Source organism: Mesorhizobium sp. 131-3-5 (assembly GCF_016756575.1).
GTDB classification, from domain to species: Bacteria; Pseudomonadota; Alphaproteobacteria; order Rhizobiales; family Rhizobiaceae; genus Mesorhizobium; species Mesorhizobium jarvisii.
This window is the reverse complement of sequence record NZ_AP023254.1, coordinates 942175-958930: the sequence shown is the minus strand read 5'-3', so window position 1 is coordinate 958930 and position 16756 is coordinate 942175. Positions and strand designations below refer to the sequence as shown.

Genomic DNA, 16756 nt, shown 5'->3' with positions numbered 1-16756 from the left:
CGGTCAGCGGCCCGGCAAGGAAGGTTGCGAAGGCTGAGGAAGCACGAGGGACCCCTTGCTGTCGAGATAGGCAAGCAGGCGCCAGTCGCGAAAGCTCCAGGCCCGCCAGTTTTCCTGGACGGTTCGGTACCAACCCTCGTCGATGCCACGCAGTCTCGCAAGTTCGCGTGTGGCGCCGGCGTCGGGGGTCTTGCCCTGATGATCGAAGAAGCGGTCGAGCGCCGGAAACGCGCCCGGGCCGAGCGAGCGCAGGTACCAAGCGTCGAGGGGAATACCCTGGCCGGTCATTTCGAGGGAATGGTCGACATTGTAATTGGCGATCGTCGCGGCGAAATTGATGAAACAGCAGGCATAAAGCGTCAGGGATAACGTCAGAAGATTGGCGGAGGAGAGCCATTCATTGGATTTTCCAAGCGCGATGCGGGCGATGATCAGCGCAAGCCCTGCCGCCACCAGCCCCATCCAGACGAAAGCCGCGATGCGCCAATAGGTCAGCGCATAGATGCCGACATAGAGGTCGAGCCGCAGGATCGACGAGATGACCAGCATGATGTTCTGCGCCACCCAGGCATAGACCAGCCGGCGGATGACGGGATCTCCTGAGGTCTCGCTGCCCGGCCTGAGCGCCGCCAGCACGAACCCGGCGGCAAGCAGTGCGGTAACGATCAGGGGATAGGCGCCGCGATGCGCATAGGCGGCATAGCTCAAGCCGTCGGGAAGGGCGACACCGCCCCACAGATAGGTGGCGTCGAGCCCGGTCTGCAGCGCAAACAGCGCGTTGAAGACAATCAGCGCGCGCAGGATGGCGGGTTTGCCGAAGACGGTCTCCTCGATGACGTGTCGTTGCGGATTGGTCGCCGGTTGAGCAACGGCAAGTGGTGGCCGGGAGATGCGCCGCGAAAAACGCGGCAGGCGTGGCCGCAGAAAGGCCCAGACGCCGGCAAGCACGAACAGCCAGAAGGCGATCCGCGCCAGCTGGATGAGATCGAGCAGCTTCATCAGGTCGATCAGCGACAGCCAGTAGTCGATGACCGGATTGGCGGCGCCGAACAGCGCCAGGAAGACGGCGCCCAGCGTCAGCGGCATCACCCAGACGGCGACCGCCGCAAGCCTGACGCGGCGCCCGCCGAACCGGCGCGCCGTCTTGCGCCAACGGATGAAATCACGGACGAAGCGGAACGGCGCCGCGAGCCCGAACAACGCAATCTGGCCGACAATACGGGCCATGCCGTGCCGCAGGCGACCGCTCAGCGAAAGCGCGAAGACGACCAGCGCCGCAAGCGCCATCGAGACGGACAGGGGGCTGACATTTTCGGCGAGCGGCAGCAGCGCGACAAGCAAGGCGGCGGGCTTGAGCCAGACCCTGATGTCGCTGAAGGCCGTGGGATGCACGGCCACGACCGCAGCGGCAATCAGGATGGCGAACAGGAAAGCCGTGATGCCGGCGGGTTGGCCGTAGAACAGGAAATCCGCCAGCACGACCAGCAGCACGGCAACACCGAAGCGGCTGCAATAACTTGGCGCGGCAGAGAAAAACGCTGTCACGACCTGATCCTCCCGATGGTGTCCAGCCGGAAGGTCGGCGGACACTTGCGGGCGAAAGGGATGACAATCGCCATGGGATTCGCGCGTGGCGGATCGACCAGCCACCAGCCTTCGGTGCGCAGGCGCTGTGGCACGGACCAATGGGGTTTTGCTCGCTTGTGCATGCCGCCTGTTTCGCAGGCCGGCAGGGAAACGGCAGGGCGGATCCGAGGAGCTTTTCCGCAGGCCTGTGCAGTTTTCATGCAGGGCCGCGCATCACGGCTGGTGCGCTGCCCCACCATCCTACGGACGTTGGCGCTGCCCCAGGCAGGCTCCTTTCCTCTCCCTCCGGAGGGGGGGAGAGGTGGCTCGGCGAAGCCGAGACGGAGTGGGGGAACCAGCTGGCAACCCCCGCGAACGGACATAGGAAGGCACCAGGCGCAAGCATCGCCCCGCCTTGCACGCAAGGGTCGACCCCCCGCTCCGTCGAGCTTCGCTCGACACCTCTCCCCCGATCGACGGGGGAGAGGAAGGCTCTCTTCCGCAACGGCTGAGGAAGGGCGCCGAGCTTCTACCTCCCCTTGTGGGGAGGTCGGACCGAAGGTCCGGGTGGGGTGCTGGTCGCCGACCCCGCAGCTTCGCAGCGACCCTGCGCACAGCACCAACGCTTGCCTCGACCACCACAGACGGCATAGATCGGATATGACCGAACCCTACCGCCCGCGCCGCTCCGTCCTCTATGTCCCGGCCTCCAACGACAAGGCGCTTGCCAAGATCGCGCTTCTGTCCTGCGACGCAATCATCATCGACCTCGAGGATGCCGTCGCCCCGGCCGACAAGATCGCCGCCCGCGAAAAACTGCCCGCGATCTTCGCCAACCGCCCGGTCGCCAACAATCTCGGCCGCCGCTGCGAGATGGTGGTGCGCGTCAATGCGCTGGCCAGCGAATGGGGCGCCGACGACCTCTTGGCCGTGGCGAAAGTCGAGCCTGACGGCATCCTTTTGTCCAAGGTCGCCACGCCGCGCGACATCCTCGAAGTCGGCGACGTGCTCGACGACAATTTTGCCCCCGACAGCGTGAAACTCTGGGCGATGATCGAGACGCCCAAGGCGCTGCTCAACATCGGCGCCATTGCCGAACTGGGCCGCGATCCGGCCTCACGGCTCAATTGTTTCGTGGCCGGAACGAATGATCTCGCCAAGGAAACCGGTGTGCTGGTGACGGCGGACCGGCGCTACCTCGTGCCATGGCTGATGCAGATGGTGCTGGCCGCGCGCGCCGGCGGTCTCGACATGCTCGACGGCGTTGCCAATGATTTTCGCGACCTCGACGCCTTTGCCCGTGAGTGTGCGGAGGCGGCGGCCATGGGCTTCGACGGCAAGACGCTGATCCATCCGGCCCAGATCGACGCCGCGAACCGCGCCTTCGCGCCCTCGCCGCAGGCGGTCGCCGAGGCACGCGCGGTGAAGGATGCCTTTTCACGTGCCGAGAATACTGGCAAAGGCGTGATCGCGCTGAACGGCAAGATGGTCGAGCGGCTGCATCTGGCACAGGCCGAAAAACTGCTGGCGAAGGCGGCCGCCATCGGCGCATGATATAGCCCCATGCTCGCGGGCTATGGCACTTACGACAGGACTTGAGACATGAAACTCTACCGCTTTCTCACCGGCCCGGACGACGCCAGCTTCTGCCACAAGGTGACGGCGGCGCTGAACAAGGGCTGGCACCTGTTCGGCTCGCCGACCTACGCCTACGACAAGAAGGCCAAGACCATGCGCTGCGGCCAGGCCGTGGTGAAGGACGTCGACGGCCAGGAATATGGGCCGGACACCAAGCTCAGCGACTGGTAGATTTTGCAAAGCGCCGACGCAGGCTGTGTCGAGATTCAGGTCAGGCCGAGTCGAAAATGGTGGTGCCCGAGAACCGGAGCGGAGCGTACTTTTGGTACGTGAGCACCGGAAGCGCAGGGGACCGCAATTTGCAGGCCGGCATCACCTGAATATCGACACAGCCTACTCGGCTGCCTCTTCGATCTTCTCCATATCATCGTCCGACAGGCCGAAATGGTGGCCGATCTCGTGGATCAGCACATGGGTGACGATGTCGCCCAGCGTCTCCTCGTTCTCGGCCCAATAGTCGAGCATGGCGCGGCGGTAGAGCGTGATGCGGTTCGGGCCTTCGCCGGTCTGCGGGTTCCAGCGCTCGGCGATGCCGCGGCCCTCGAACAGGCCGAGCAGGTCGAACGGCGTCTCCAGCGACAGGTCGTCCATGATCTCGTCGGTCGGGAACTCGGCGATCTGGATGACGATCTCGCCGGTCAGCTTGCGAAAATCCTCCGGCAGATGGGCGTACGCCTCCAGCGCCAGGAACTCTATCTCCTCCATCGAGGGCGCGAGTTCGCCATGCCAGGTGCGGGTCTTATAGATGCGGGCCATGCTTTGTCCTTTGATCCGGCATATAGGCTTTCGCACCGGGCGAGGCAAATGAAGTGGCCGCTACGCCCTGTCGTGCAGGGTCTGCAGGAATAAATTCCTTGTGACTCTGCTTGACTCTTCGGGTCGGCTCTGGAATCCTAGAGAACATAACAGGAACAATTGTGAGTGGACACTGACCGTCATGGCGATATCAGCCGTGGCGCGGGAGACTGTTTTTGCCCTGCGCCGCCAGATCGCGAAGATCGAGGGAACGCTGCCCGAGCGCCTGCAGGCGCCGGCTGGCGCGCCGCTTGATGCCGACGCCAGCCCCGATCTCACGATCGTCCGGCGCGGTCTTGCCGCTGCCTTGCCGGATGCCTTCCTGCCTGTCGGCGTCGACCCCCTCGATGCCGCCCTGAGCGGCGGGCTGCCGAAAGCGGCGCTCAGCGAAATCCATGGCCTGGAAACCCGCGATTCTGGAGCCGTCGCCGGCTTTGCCCTGTCGCTCGCCAGCCTGATCCTCAAGCAGGCGCAAGGGCTGCCGGTGTTGTGGATCGGCACCACGGAAATCTTCCGCGAGGCGGGCTTTCCCTATGCCAGGGGACTGCAGGCCTCCTTCGGCATCGAACCGGAACAATTGCTGTTTTCCGAGGCGCCGAAACTCGTCGATGCGCTGTGGGTCGCCGAGGAAGCGGCGCGGATGACGGCCCTCGCCGCGGTCATCCTGGAAATCCGCGGCAATCCGCAGCGGCTCGACCTGACCGCGACGCGGCGGCTGCATGCGCGGGCGCAAAGTGCCGGCCGCCCCGTATTCCTGCTGCGGCAGGCGGCCGAGCCCGAACCGACGGCGGCGCCCGTCCGCCTCATCGTCTCGCCGGCGCCGGCCGTGCCGCGCGAAACCGTCGCCGGGCCGCTCGCCGGATCGATCGGCCGCCCGGCCTTCACCATCAGCATCGGCAAGAGCCGCACGGCCCTGCCTGGACAATTCACACTGGAGTGGAACCCCGATGAACGCGTATTCGACGAAAGAAGGGGCGAAGAAGGCCGGGCAAAGAATCCTGTCCCTGTGGTTTCCCTATCTGGCGGCCGAAAGGATCCTGCGGCAGCGTCTGGGGCGGTCCTGGCGTTCCCGGCCCCAAGATCATCCGACGCCATCTCATCCGCCACTGGTGATCAGCCACCGCCAGGGCAACGCGCAGCGCATCTCAGCCCTCGACGAGCGGGCTGAGGCACTGCACCTGAAGCGCGACATGGGCATTGCCGACGCGCGTGCCATGCATCCCTCGATCGACATCGTCGAGGCCGATCCGGAGGCAGACCGGCGCCTGCTCGAAGGCCTTGCCGACTGGTGCGACCGCTACACCCCGCTGGTGGCGCTGGACGGGGCGGACGGCCTGTTTCTCGACGTCACCGGCTGCACCCATCTGTTCGGCGGCGAACGCGCCATGCTGGACGACATCCTGTCGCGCTTCCTGCATCAGGGGTTCGATGTCCGCGCCGGCCTTGCCCCGACGCCGGGCGCGGCCTGGGCGGCGGCCCGCTTTTGCGGCGACCGCATCGTCGATGGCGGCGAGGAGGAAGCGCTGCTGGCGCCCTTGCCGCTCGCCGCACTGCGCATCGCGCCGGAAACCCGCGCCAGCCTGGAAAGTGTCGGCCTGCGCACGGCGGGCGCGGTCATGGCCGCCCCGCGCGCGCCGCTTGCCCGCCGCTTCGGCGCCACCTTGCTGCTGCGCCTCGACCAGGCGCTTGGCCGGCTCGACGAAGCGGTGTCGCCGCGCCTTCCCGTGGCGCCGCTTTCGGTCGAGCGGCATCTCGCCGAACCCGTCACCCTCACCGAGGACATCGAACGCCTGGTCGGCCTGCTGGCGACGACCTTGAAGACCGATCTCGAACGCCGCGGCGAGGGCGCCCGGACGCTGGCGCTGCTGCTCTTCCGCGTCGACGGCGCCGTCAGCCGCATCGCCTTGGGCACCTCGCGGCCGATGCGCGATCCCCGGCTGATCCAGAAGCTGTTCCATGAAAGGCTGGCCGCCCTCGAGCAGGACATCGACGCCGGCTACGGCTTCGATCTGGTGCGGCTTTCGGTGCTGGCGGCCGCCGCCTTCGACATGGCGCAGGCCGATCTGACCGGCGAGGTGACCGACGACGGCGCCGACATCGCGCTGTTCGCCGACCGCATCCGCGCCAGGCTCGGCGAGGGCGCCGTGCTGCAGCCGGTCGCGGTTGAAAGCCATCTACCGGAGCGTGCCGTCGCCATCGTCCCCTTCAGCGAAGCGCCGCGCCGGACCACGCCGCCGAAGAGACAGGACAGGGTGCAGGCGCCCAAAACCATCTTTCCGCCGGAACGGCCGATCCGGCTGTTCCGCGCGCCCGAGCCCATCGAGGTGCCGGCCACCGAAATGCCGGAGGGTCCGCCGCTGCATTTCCGCTGGCGGCGCGCGCTCTATCGCGTCACCCGCGCCGAGGGTCCCGAACGCATCGCCGCCGAATGGTGGCGCCAGGCGCCAGGCGACGCGGCGGCATCGACACGCGACTATTTCCGCATCGAGGATGCCGAAGGCCGCCGCTACTGGCTCTACCGGCAAGGGCTTTACGGCGGCTCGCAATCCGCGCCGCGCTGGTTCATGCACGGGGTCTTCGCATGAACGCGCTGACCGTCATTCCCTATGCCGAGTTCGGCATCCAGTCGAATTTCTCCTTCCTGCGCGGCGCCTCCAAGCCGGAGGAGCTGGTGGTCGCGGCCAAGCTCATGGGTTTTTCGGCGATCGGCCTTGCCGACCGCAACACGGTGGCCGGCGTGGTGCGCGCCTGGCAGCAGGCCAAGGTCGAAAAGCTTGCCTATCACCCCGGCTGCCGGCTGGTTTTTGGCGACGGCACGCCGGACATTCTCGCCTATCCCAGGAACCGGGCAGGCTGGGGGCATCTGTGCCGCATGCTCACCCAGGCCAATCTGCGCGACGAGACCGAAAAGGGCGCCACCCTTCTCCAGCGCGGCGACCTGCTCGAATGGGGAGATTTGATGTCGCTGGCGGTCCTGCCCGATCTGGCGGCGGGCGCTGAAGACGGTCTTGCCTTGCTTGGCCAGCTCAAGGACCGCTTCGGCAAGGCCCTGCGGCTTGGCGTCTCGCCCTGTTATGCGGGCAATGACCGTTTCCGGATCGAGCAGGCAGCGGCGTTTGCCAAGAGCACCGGCATCCCGCTGATGGCGACCAACGATGTCCTCTACCACACCGCCGAACGCCGCCCGCTGCAGGACGTGCTGACCGCGATCCGCCTCAACACGCCCGTCGCCGAGGTCGGGCTGGAACTCAGCGCCAATGCCGAACGCCATCTGAAGCCGCCGCTGGAAATGGCCCGCCTGTTCCGCAGGCATCCGCAGGCGCTGGCCGAGACGCTGCTGTTCGCGGAAGAATTGACCTTCTCGCTCAGTGATCTCCAGTACAATTACCCCGACGAGCCGACGGAATCCGGCCTCGGGCCGCAGGCCGAGCTGGAAAGGCTGGCGCGGGAGGGGGCAGCCAGGCGCTATCCCTCAGGCGTGCCTCACTCGGTGATCAAGCGCATCGAAGAAGAGCTCGCTTTGATCGAGCGCCTCAACTACGCCCGCTATTTCCTGACGGTTTACGACATCGTCAAATACGCCCGCAGCCAGGACATTCTCTGCCAGGGGCGCGGCTCGGCCGCCAATTCGATCGTCTGCTTCTGCATCGGCATCACCGAAGTCGGGCCGGACCGGATCGACACGCTGTTCGAGCGCTTCATTTCCGAGGAGAGGAACGAGCCGCCCGACATCGATGTCGACTTCGAGCATGAGAAGCGCGAGACCGTCATCCAGTACATCTACGAGAAATACAGCTCCAAGCGCACCGCGCTCGCCGCCGCCGTCATCAGCTATCGCGGCCGTTCGGCGCTGCGCGAAGTGTCGAAGGCTATGGGCCTGTCGGAGGATGTCCGGGCGTCCCTGTCCGGCTCGATCTGGGGCTGGTCGACCTCCGAGGTCGGCGAGAAGGAAGCCCGCGCCGGCGGCCTCGACCAGAGCGACCCGACATCGCGTCATGTGATGGAACGGGCCAACGAGATCATGGGGTTCCCCCGCCACCTCTCCCAGCATGTCGGCGGCTTCGTCATCACCAGGGACCGGCTCGACGAGATCGTGCCCATCGTCAAGACGGCGATGGACGAGCGCAAGATGGTCGAATGGGACAAGGACGATCTCGACGCGGTGAAGATCCTGAAAGTGGATGTGCTGGCGCTCGGCATGCTGACCTGCCTGCAGCGCGCCTTCACCCTGCTTACGGATCACTATCCAAAAGCCCGGGATCCCTATGGCCAACCCTATGTGCTCGCCACCTTGCCGCCGGAAGACAGGCGCGTCTACGACATGATCGGCCGCGCCGACACGCTCGGCGTCTTCCAGATCGAATCGCGCGCCCAGATGTCGATGCTGCCGAGGCTCAAGCCAAAGGATTTCTATGATCTTGTCATCGAGGTGGCGATCGTGCGGCCCGGCCCGATCCAGGGCGACATGGTGCACCCCTATCTGCGCCGCCGGCAAGGCAAGGAAAAACCCGAATATCAGAAGCCGGAGCTCGAGGCGATTCTCAGCAAGACGCTCGGCGTGCCGCTGTTCCAGGAACAGGCGATGAAGATCGCCATCGTCGCCGGCGGCTTCAGGCCGGGCGAGGCCGACGAACTGCGCCGCGCCATGGCCACCTTCAAGCGCACCGGCACCATCGGCAATTACCGCCAGCGCATGATCGACGGCATGGTCGGCAAGGGCTACACCAAGGACTTCGCCGAACGCTGCTTCAAGCAGATCGAGGGTTTTGGCGAATATGGCTTTCCCGAAAGCCACGCCGCCTCCTTCGCCTTGCTCGTCTATGCCTCCTGCTGGTTCAAGACCTTCTATCCCGACGTGTTCTGCGCCGCGATCCTGAATTCGCAGCCGATGGGGTTCTACCAGCCGGCGCAGCTGGTGCGCGACGCGCGCGACCATGGCGTCGACATCCGCGAGGTCGACGCCAATTATTCCGTCTGGGACTGCACCCTGGAAAAAGCGCCGTTCGATCCGGCCCGCATCCTGCCGCGCCATGCCGATATGCGTGGTGTCATCGAGACGAACCATGCGGTGCGGCTCGGCTTCCGGCAGATCAAGGGTCTTTCCAAGGAACGCATGGAGGATTTCGTAAAGCGGCGGGGTTCAGCTTATGAAACCGTCCGTGACGTCTGGCTGCGCTCCGGCCTCGATGTCGACGAGATCGAGAGGCTGGCGCAGGCCGATGCCTTTCGTTCGATCGGCCTCGACCGCCGTGCCGCACTGTGGGAAGTGCGCGCGCTTGGCGCCAAGAGTGCCGCCGAAAAGCTGCCGCTGTTCGACCAGCCGGCGCTGCGCCTGCGCGAACTGGAGCCGGAGACGAAGCTGCCGAAAATGCCGCTCGGCGAGCATGTCATCCACGACTACCGCTCGCTCGGCCTGTCGCTGAAGGCGCATCCCGTCGCCTTCCTGCGCGAGCGGCTCGACCGCGCCGGCGTCACGCCCAATGCCAACTTGCCATCCCAGCGCGACGGCAGGCGGGTTTCGGTCGCCGGCCTCGTGCTGGTGCGCCAGCGTCCCGGCAAGGGCAATGCGATCTTCCTGACGCTGGAGGACGACAAGGCGGTCGCCAACGTCATCTTCTGGGAGCGGACCTTTACCCGCTTCCGGCCCATCGTCATGGGCGCGCGCTTCGTCAAGGTGACCGGGAAATTGCAGTCGGAATCCGGTGTCATCCATATCGTCGCCGAAAAGATCGAGGATCTCACGCCCTGGCTGACCGTGCTGCTGGAGAAGGTCAGCGGAGCCGGAGCGCCGGGGGCCCAACCGATGGGGTATGCCAAAGAGGTAGGCTCGGATCGCCGCAGCCGGCCCGAGATTGGGAACGCGCCGGCAAGGCAGGACCTCGCAACGCTGTCGGAAGAGGCGGAACAGGTCATGCCCAAGGGGCGCAATTTTCAGTAGGCGCGGCCCTTGTCTTCGTCATCTGAAGAGACGCCGTGATCCTTGGCGCCCCCCTCTGTCCTGCCGGACATCTCCCCCACGAGGGGGGAGATTGGCAGCTTCGATCTCGCCGCCTCTCTTAACTCGCAATGCTGAAAATTCGCGAAGGCCGAGGTGACAGCCGATCTCCCCCCTTGTGGGGGAGATGCTCGGCAGGGCAGAGGGGGGCGCTGTCCCGCCAGCCTCTCAAACTTCTACGCCCAGCTGCTTCGCGATTGCGCTGCCTTGGGAGAGCAAAACGACGGATGGCTATGCTGCTCAACCCGGCCCGCTCAGCCTCGGCGGCGGCGCCAGCACATCTTCCGCCGACAGCGTCCGCGCCTCGGAGGGCAGCATGATCGGGATGCCGTCACGCACCGGATAGGCGAGCTTGGCGACCCGCGAGATCAGTTCGCCGCGCTCCGGATCCCAGGCTAGCGGCCCCTTGGTCAGCGGGCAGGCCAAAAGCTCCAGCAGCTTGGGATCGACATCGATCTTCTTCCCGTCACGCCCATCCGCCGCCATCGGTTCCTCTTCTCAGCTTCTAGCCTAGATGTACCAAGACCCAGGTCAGGCCGAACCGGAGTCGAAGACGGGCGCGCAGCGACCAAAATGGTGGCTTCCGAGAACGGGAGCGGAGCGTACTTTTCGTACGTGAGCTCAGTTCTACTGCGACGCAGTAGAACTGAGAAGCGCAGGAAGCCTCCATCTGCAGGCCGGCATCACCTGAATATCGGCACATCTTACTGTAGGCTCGAGCCAAAGTCCTCATTCTCGCGCGCCAGCGCCATTTCGGTGATGGCGATCAGCGTTTCGGCGCGCGTCTTCAGGTCGGCGGCTTCGAGCAGCGCCTGTTTCTCGGCCGGGCCGTAGGGCGCCATCATCGACAGCGCATTGACCAGCATGGCATTTTCGGCGCGGCTGACGCTTTCCCAGTCGGCCTCGAGATCATTGGCCTGCAGATAGGCGCGAAACGCCTTGAGCAGTGCCGGCCGGTCGATCTCGTTCGCCGCCGGATCGTCATCGAGATCGGCGAGGAAGGGCGCGGGCTTCGCCTGGCGAAACGGCGTCTTGACCGTCAGTTCATGGGCGATGCGGAAGCGGAACACGCCCTGCAGAGAAATCAGGTAACGGCCGTCGCCGGTTTCGGAGAAGGCGATGATACGGCCGGCGCAGCCGACATTGCACAGCTCAGGCTCGCCATCCTCGCGCAGCGCGCCGTCCAGACGCGGCTGGATGACGCCGATCAGCCGCGAGCCGGCGACCGCTTCGTCCACCATCTGCAGATAGCGCGGCTCGAAGATGTTGAGCGGCATGCGGCCGCCCGGCAGCAAAAGCGCGCCCTCGAGCGGAAAGATCGGGATCGTCGACGGCAGATCCTTGGCCAGCCGGTAATGCGCGTTTCCCGCTTGCACCACATTCCTCCGATCGACTTCTTTCGCCCGCCGCCGGGATCGTCGGCTTGGCCGAAGTCAGCTTCCTAATCTGGCGCGGCCGCCGCCGACCACAAGCCCGTGCGACGAAACAGCCGCCGGCTCAGGAAAACAGCAGCGCCGACAATTTGCGCCGCGCCGCCAGCGTCGCCTCGTCGGTCATGCCCCAGGCTTCGAAAAACTGCAGCAATTGCGTCCTGGCGCCGTCCTCGTTCCAGCCGCGGTCGGCCTTGATGATGGCCAGCAGATTGTCGGCTGCCGCCGTGCGCTCGCCCCTGGCGTTCTGGATCATGGCCAGGTCGAAACGCGCCTGATGGTCTTTGGGGTTTTCGGCGAGGCGGCGCTCGAACTCGGCCGGATTGCCCAGTTCCGCGGCCTGCGCGGCCAGCGCCATCTTGGCGCGCAAGGCGGCGAGAACAGGCGCGTCCTTCTTGGCCTCGGGTGCCGTTGCCAGCAGCGCCTCGGCGCCTTGCGTGTCGCCGGCCTCGAACAGCAGCTCGCCCAGTCCGGCGATCGCCTCGATCGTCTCCGGCGCCTGCGCCAGGACAGCGTCAAAAATGTCGGCGGCGGTCTGCATGTCGCCGGCCTCGCGCGCTTCGGTCGCAGCCGCCAGCGCCTCGGCCACGGCCGGGGCGCCATTGCCCTTGCCGCCGACCTTGGTGATGAACTCGGCGATCTGGCTCTCCGGAATGGCGCCCATGAAGCCGTCGACCGGCTGGCCGTCCTTGAAGGCGATGACGGCCGGAATGGACTGGATGCCGAGCTGGCCGGCGATGGAGGGGTGATCGTCGATGTTCATCTTGACCAGCTTGACCTTGCCGCCGGCGGCCCGGACTGCCTTTTCCAGCTGCGGTGTCAGCTGCTTGCAGGGGCCGCACCACGGCGCCCAGAAATCGACGAGCACCGGCTGGCGGCGCGATTCCTGGATGACATCGGCGGCAAAGGCGGCGGTCGTGGTGTCCTTGATGACATCGCCCGCCGGGGCGGCGGCTGGCGCATCGCCAAGCGAGACCTTCGCCGGCGCGGTTGCGGTTCCGCCATACTGAACGGTGGTGGCATACTGGCCGCCACTGCTGCCGAATGACCCGCCAAACGGCTTGTTGTCGCTCATCTCGTCACCCTTTCGGTCGCGCCGCCGGCCCGCGGGTCGGCGCCATGTCATTGGAAGTCGGTTTCGCCATGCATGTGGCGATCATGCCGAGACTTTCAAGATAGCAGCATCGTGCCCGGTTGCCTCGACGAATCTGATGAGATCGGCCGACGCGATCGATGTCGTCGCCTCATTGGTCAGCGGATGGGCGTTGATGACGGCATGTGCCATCAAATCCTCGTCGAGCACCAGCTTGACCCGGTTGGCCGTGTCGTTGATGACGCCGAAGACGGTGACCGCGCCCGGCGAGACGCCCAGAAGCTCCATCAGCATCTCCGGCTTGCCGAAGGAAACACGGCTGGCGGCGCCGATCAGCTGGTGGATCTGCTTGAGGTCGACGACCGCATCCTCGCCGACGGTGACCAGGAAGAAATTGTCCTTCTTGTCCTTCAGGAACAGGTTTTTCGTGTGCCCGCCGGCGATCTCGCCGCGCAGCGCCTGCGAATCGGCGACCGTGTAGAGCGGCGGATGGCGTTTCGTCGAAACGGCGACGCCGAGTTCGGCGAGAAAGGCAAAAAGTTCGGCTTCGGTCTTCGGCATCGGTCTTCTTCTTCGTCGTTTTCCCGCCTTGCCGTTTACGGCCAATGCGGTGGCCGGCACAAGGCCATCGCGCAAAGGCGCGATGAAATCCGCGCCGCACCGGCGGTTTGCCGGCATCGTTTGGCGTGTTGAAAAAAGCCTGCGATTTCCCTGTTGCAATCGCCGCGCTCTTCAGCCATATAGGCCCGGCTTGCGGCCAAGACGCCGTGTGAGCGGGTGTAGCTCAGGGGTAGAGCACAACCTTGCCAAGGTTGGGGTCGAGCGTTCGAATCGCTTCACCCGCTCCAGTTTCCTTCCAGGGAATCAAGCATCGAAAAGCCGCGGTCCGCCGCGGCTTTTTCGTTTTTGGCGGGTGGAATCTCGCCCGTCAAAGGGCCGAGCGTCACTTATGGCACTGCTGGAAGCCGGCAACGTCGTACTGAGATACGCTCTTCGGGTTCTTGGAGTTCTGCGGCTGGGTGCTGGAATCGATCAAGTAGGGATTGCGCTCGCCGCTGTCTTGCGACGGCCATAGGGCACGCCCCAATAATCCTAACGCGTGGCAGAGGCGGCCCATTGCCGAAGCTCGCGCCGCCCCTCATTGCCCTGCCGGGCATTTCTCCCCGCATAGTGACGGGGAGAAAGTAGCTGGCGGCGACCTCGCCGTTTTTCTTGCGACGCTTGTGGCGGGCGAAACCGTTGATGACAGCTCCCCTCTCCCCGTCACTATACGGGGAGAGGATGCCGGCAGGCAGGTGAGGGGCGGCGCCAAAGCCTGGAAAGAGATGGGTGGGTATCAAGTCCCACGGGTCTCCCTTGCAGTCGCCTGCAGCATCTGCCGGCCAACGCGCGATCTGTCGGCAGCCGGATCTCCCATCCGGCCCTTGATTGTCCGCGCCCGCAATGCTCCGTTGCCGCCAGGCTATCCGGAGAAACCCATGACAGGCTTTGTCGACCGCCAGCGCGCCGCGCAGTTGATGGAAGGCGCCGGCATCGGGGCGCTGGTGCTGTGCGCACCCGAGGCTTTCCATTATGCGACCGGCGCGTGGATCGGCCCGGCCGGGCTGTTCCGCCGCGCCGGTGGCGGCTTCGTTATCATCCCGGCCGAACAAGATTTGCCGATCGGTGTTGTCGTCGCCGACTTCAACGCCGTGCAGCTGCGGCTCGCCGCACCCGAAGCGGTTGTGCGGTGGCACCCGATCTGGATCGAAGCCGCGCCGGTCGAGACAGCGCACGAGTTGCCCCTGGCCGAACGCATCGAGGCCGGCCTTGCCTCGCTTGGCCGGGCGCCGGACTTCTCCCGTCCCGCCACTTTCGATCTCGCCGGCTCGGTGCGCCAGCTGCAGGCCTTGCTCAAGCAATTCGGACTGGAGCGCGCAATGCTCGGCATCGACCTCGACTTCGTCCCGGCCGCCGATTTCGCGGCCATCCAGGCGCTGCTGCCGCATTCCCCGATGGTCGATGGCTCGCCGGTGCTGGACAGGCTACGGGCCGTCAAATCACAGCGCGAGATCGATCTCCTTCAGCAAGGCATCTTTCTCTCGGAAGCCGGGCTGGAGCGCTTGCAGGTGGACGCGATGGCCGGCATGCGACAGGCCGATCTCGTCGCGCTCTACCGCAAGGGCGTCGCCGACGCGGCCGCCGGGCTGTCGCATCCGGTCGTAACAGCCGAATATGTGACGCTGGGCGGCCGCGCCAAGGGCGCCGACGCCAGGGCCGTGGCCGGCGATCCCCTGAAATGCGACATGGTCTGCACGGTCGGTGGCTACGCCTCCGACATGTCGCGCAATTTCACCTTCGGGCCGCCTTCCGCCGACCAGGCCGAGCTGCATGCCATCGCCGAGCGCGCCTTCGAGGACGGGCTGGCGGCGCTGATCCCCGGAAACACGCTCGCTCATGTGCATCGCGTCACCACCGACAGCCTGGCGCGGCAAGGCCTGCGCAGCTTCCGCCGCGGCCATTTCGGCCACAGCGTCGGCCAGTCGGTGTTTTCCGAGCAATGGCCGTTCATTGCGGCCGACAGCGATGCGGTGATCGAGGCCGGCATGGTGCTGGCCTTTGAAATCCCGCTCTACATAGACGGCCTCGCCAGCTTCAATCTCGAGGACCAGTTCCTGATCACGGCGGATGGGCCGAGGCCGATGAACCGGCTGCCAAGGCGACTGGAGACGGTTGGGTAGGGTTGGTCGTTGTCGCCGTAGGGCGCGACCGCCGATGTTTCGTTATTCGTCGCGCTCCGCCCCTGCCGCGCCGGCTAACTAACACTCACGGCTGGCCGCCGATCCCTCCACGGCATCTCCTGCTCCAACTGCGCCGATGCCGCCAGCACGGTCGCCTCGTCGCCATAGCGGCCGACCAGCTGCACGCCGATCGGCACGCTACCTTTCGACCAGCCGAGCGGCAGCGAGATCGCCGGCTGGCCTGAAATGTTGAAGGGGAAGGCAAACACCGCGTCCGTCCATTTGGCGTTGTAGCGGTCGATGTCCGTCTCCGACATGTCGTAATAGCCGAGTGGGCGCGGCAGCTGCGTCAGCGTCGGCGTGATGAAGAGGTCGTAGGCGTCGAGATCGCCGACAATGTCGCGGCCGATCTGCCTGAGCTGCTCGACATCGGAGATGTGCCTGACACCGCTGGTGGCGCGGCCGCGCGCGATGATCGCCCAGGTCACCGCTTCGACGTCGGCTGGCGTCACCGGCCGCCCGATCACCGTTTCAAGATAGTCGAAGGTCGCCGCCGTCTGCACGCAGGTCATGTTGGTGTAGGTCGCCCAGGCGCCGTTGGCGTCGAGCGGCATGTCGTGCTGCTCGACGTGATGCCCCAGCCGTTCGAGTGTAGCCACGGTCGCCAGCACCGCTGCCTTCACCTCCGGATCGATGGCCGTGCCGTTGGGCGGCGTAAGGGTGAAGCCGATGCGCAACCTTTTCGGCGCCCGTGCCGACAGGCTGAGCCAGGAGGCATCGGGAACCGGCGGCGTGTAGGGATCGCCCGGCAGCGCGCCAGCCACCGCATCGAGATAGGCCGCCGTGTCGCGCACGCTGCGCGAGCAGCAGAGAAAATAGGCGCCGCCATACCAATAGTCGCCGAACGGCGCGAGGCTGACGCGGCCGCGCGACGGTTTCAGGCCGACGATGCCGCAGCATGAGGCTGGAATGCGGATGGAACCGGCGCCGTCGCTGGCTTCGGCGATCGGCACCATGCGCGAAGCGACGGCCGCCGCCGCCCCGCCGCTCGAGCCGCCGGGCGTGATGCCCTCCTTCCACGGGTTCTTCGTGACGCCGTAGAGTTTCGGCTCGGTGGTGATCGACCAGCCGTTCTCCGGCGCGTTCGACTTGCCGACCAGCACCAGTCCCGCCGCTTTCATGCGGCGGACGACTTCTGTGTCGGAATCGGCGACGACATCCCTGAGGTAGAAGCAGGAATTGGTGTTCGGCGCGCCGGTCCAGGACGAAGCCAGCTCCTTGAGCAGGAACGGCACGCCGGCGAAGGGTGCCGATCTGTCGACCGTCTGCGCCTGCGCCCGCGCCATGTCGTAGAGGCGATGGATCACCGCGTTCAGCGCCGGATTGAGCCGCTCGACCAGCGTGATCGCCGCCTCGACCAGTTCGGCCGGCGAAACCTGGCCGCCGCGCACCAGCCCGACCAGATCGAGCGCATCGGAGTCCGCATAGGTTTTCAAAAGACTGTCGGTGACCATGCCTC

13 protein-coding genes and 1 tRNA gene are annotated in these 16756 nt (G+C 65.8%); 7 read left to right on the top strand and 7 right to left on the bottom strand.

Annotated features, from left to right (window positions below):
- Positions 1-3: 3 nt before the first annotated feature.
- Positions 4-1545 (bottom strand): DUF4153 domain-containing protein, encoded by a 1542-nt coding sequence (locus JG747_RS04550; protein ID WP_202361253.1) that lies wholly within the window; start codon positions 1543-1545, stop codon positions 4-6.
- A gap of 681 nt (positions 1546-2226) precedes the next feature.
- Between JG747_RS04550 and JG747_RS04545 the strand changes: the two genes are divergently transcribed.
- Entirely contained in the window at positions 2227-3120 is an 894-nt protein-coding gene (locus tag JG747_RS04545) for an HpcH/HpaI aldolase/citrate lyase family protein (RefSeq protein ID WP_064981544.1), read from the top strand.
- A 48-nt stretch (positions 3121-3168) separates the two neighbouring features.
- Positions 3169-3375, top strand: coding sequence for a DUF1737 domain-containing protein (locus JG747_RS04540; RefSeq protein WP_027047555.1), 207 nt, complete (start codon positions 3169-3171; stop codon positions 3373-3375).
- A 162-nt stretch (positions 3376-3537) separates the two neighbouring features.
- Here the strand turns inward: JG747_RS04540 and JG747_RS04535 are convergent, their stop codons facing one another.
- Positions 3538-3960, bottom strand: a complete 423-nt coding sequence (locus tag JG747_RS04535; protein ID WP_019862133.1) for a metallopeptidase family protein — start codon at positions 3958-3960, stop codon at positions 3538-3540.
- A 181-nt stretch (positions 3961-4141) separates the two neighbouring features.
- On the opposite strand from JG747_RS04535, the gene JG747_RS36825 reads away from it, so the two are divergent.
- Genes JG747_RS36825 through JG747_RS04525 form a run of 3 tightly spaced genes read left to right on the top strand, consistent with a single transcriptional unit; the run spans position 4142 to position 9937 of the window.
- Positions 4142-5167 (top strand): ImuA family protein, encoded by a 1026-nt coding sequence (locus tag JG747_RS36825; protein ID WP_244748331.1) that lies wholly within the window; start codon positions 4142-4144, stop codon positions 5165-5167.
- The gene (locus JG747_RS04530; RefSeq protein ID WP_032920816.1) at positions 5109-6584 is read left to right on the top strand and encodes a DUF6504 family protein; all 1476 of its coding nucleotides are present in this window, start codon (positions 5109-5111) and stop codon (positions 6582-6584) included. The genes JG747_RS36825 and JG747_RS04530 overlap by 59 nt, the downstream gene beginning before the upstream one ends.
- Positions 6581-9937 carry an error-prone DNA polymerase gene (locus tag JG747_RS04525; RefSeq protein WP_202361252.1) on the top strand — a complete coding sequence of 1119 codons (3357 nt, stop codon included), beginning with the start codon at positions 6581-6583 and terminating at the stop codon, positions 9935-9937. Before JG747_RS04530 ends, JG747_RS04525 begins: the two co-directional genes overlap by 4 nt.
- Positions 9938-10234: 297 nt before the next feature.
- Here JG747_RS04525 and JG747_RS04520 read toward each other — a convergent pair whose 3' ends face one another.
- The 4 genes from JG747_RS04520 to JG747_RS04505 form a co-directional block, all read right to left on the bottom strand.
- The gene (locus JG747_RS04520; RefSeq protein ID WP_019862137.1) at positions 10235-10480 is read right to left on the bottom strand and encodes a Trm112 family protein; all 246 of its coding nucleotides are present in this window, start codon (positions 10478-10480) and stop codon (positions 10235-10237) included.
- Between the two features lie 218 nt (positions 10481-10698).
- Positions 10699-11370, bottom strand: coding sequence for an LON peptidase substrate-binding domain-containing protein (locus JG747_RS04515; protein WP_027047556.1), 672 nt, complete (start codon positions 11368-11370; stop codon positions 10699-10701).
- Positions 11371-11491: 121 nt separating this feature from the next.
- Positions 11492-12499 carry a thioredoxin gene (gene trxA / locus JG747_RS04510; protein WP_202361251.1) on the bottom strand — a complete coding sequence of 336 codons (1008 nt, stop codon included), beginning with the start codon at positions 12497-12499 and terminating at the stop codon, positions 11492-11494.
- Positions 12500-12580: 81 nt separating this feature from the next.
- Positions 12581-13078: a prolyl-tRNA synthetase associated domain-containing protein gene (locus tag JG747_RS04505; RefSeq protein WP_069090548.1), complete on the bottom strand. Its 498-nt coding sequence runs from the start codon at positions 13076-13078 to the stop codon at positions 12581-12583.
- Between the two features lie 212 nt (positions 13079-13290).
- Between JG747_RS04505 and JG747_RS04500 the strand changes: the two genes are divergently transcribed.
- Together JG747_RS04500 and JG747_RS04495 are read left to right on the top strand one after the other, a co-directional pair.
- A tRNA-Gly gene (locus tag JG747_RS04500) sits at positions 13291-13365 on the top strand.
- A 630-nt stretch (positions 13366-13995) separates the two neighbouring features.
- Positions 13996-15237 (top strand): M24 family metallopeptidase, encoded by a 1242-nt coding sequence (locus JG747_RS04495; protein ID WP_202361250.1) that lies wholly within the window; start codon positions 13996-13998, stop codon positions 15235-15237.
- A 74-nt stretch (positions 15238-15311) separates the two neighbouring features.
- On the opposite strand, the gene JG747_RS04490 is transcribed toward JG747_RS04495, so the two are convergent.
- On the bottom strand, positions 15312-16751 hold the full coding sequence (locus JG747_RS04490) for an amidase (RefSeq protein WP_202361249.1): 1440 nt from the start codon (positions 16749-16751) through the stop codon (positions 15312-15314).
- Positions 16752-16756: the final 5 nt, after the last annotated feature.

Excerpts from the sequence above, each read along its gene's own strand:
- JG747_RS04545 (WP_064981544.1), top strand. The coding sequence starts at position 2,227 with ATGACCGAACCCTACCGCCCGCGCCGCTCCGTCCTCTATGTCCCGGCC.
- JG747_RS04540 (WP_027047555.1), top strand. The coding sequence starts at position 3,169 with ATGAAACTCTACCGCTTTCTCACCGGCCCGGACGACGCCAGCTTCTGC.
- JG747_RS04535 (WP_019862133.1), bottom strand. The coding sequence starts at position 3,960 with ATGGCCCGCATCTATAAGACCCGCACCTGGCATGGCGAACTCGCGCCC.
- JG747_RS36825 (WP_244748331.1), top strand. The coding sequence starts at position 4,142 with ATGGCGATATCAGCCGTGGCGCGGGAGACTGTTTTTGCCCTGCGCCGC.
- JG747_RS04525 (WP_202361252.1), top strand. The coding sequence starts at position 6,581 with ATGAACGCGCTGACCGTCATTCCCTATGCCGAGTTCGGCATCCAGTCG.
- JG747_RS04520 (WP_019862137.1), bottom strand. The coding sequence starts at position 10,480 with ATGGCGGCGGATGGGCGTGACGGGAAGAAGATCGATGTCGATCCCAAG.
- trxA (WP_202361251.1), bottom strand. The coding sequence starts at position 12,499 with ATGAGCGACAACAAGCCGTTTGGCGGGTCATTCGGCAGCAGTGGCGGC.
- JG747_RS04505 (WP_069090548.1), bottom strand. The coding sequence starts at position 13,078 with ATGCCGAAGACCGAAGCCGAACTTTTTGCCTTTCTCGCCGAACTCGGC.
- JG747_RS04495 (WP_202361250.1), top strand. The coding sequence starts at position 13,996 with ATGACAGGCTTTGTCGACCGCCAGCGCGCCGCGCAGTTGATGGAAGGC.
- JG747_RS04490 (WP_202361249.1), bottom strand. The coding sequence starts at position 16,751 with ATGGTCACCGACAGTCTTTTGAAAACCTATGCGGACTCCGATGCGCTC.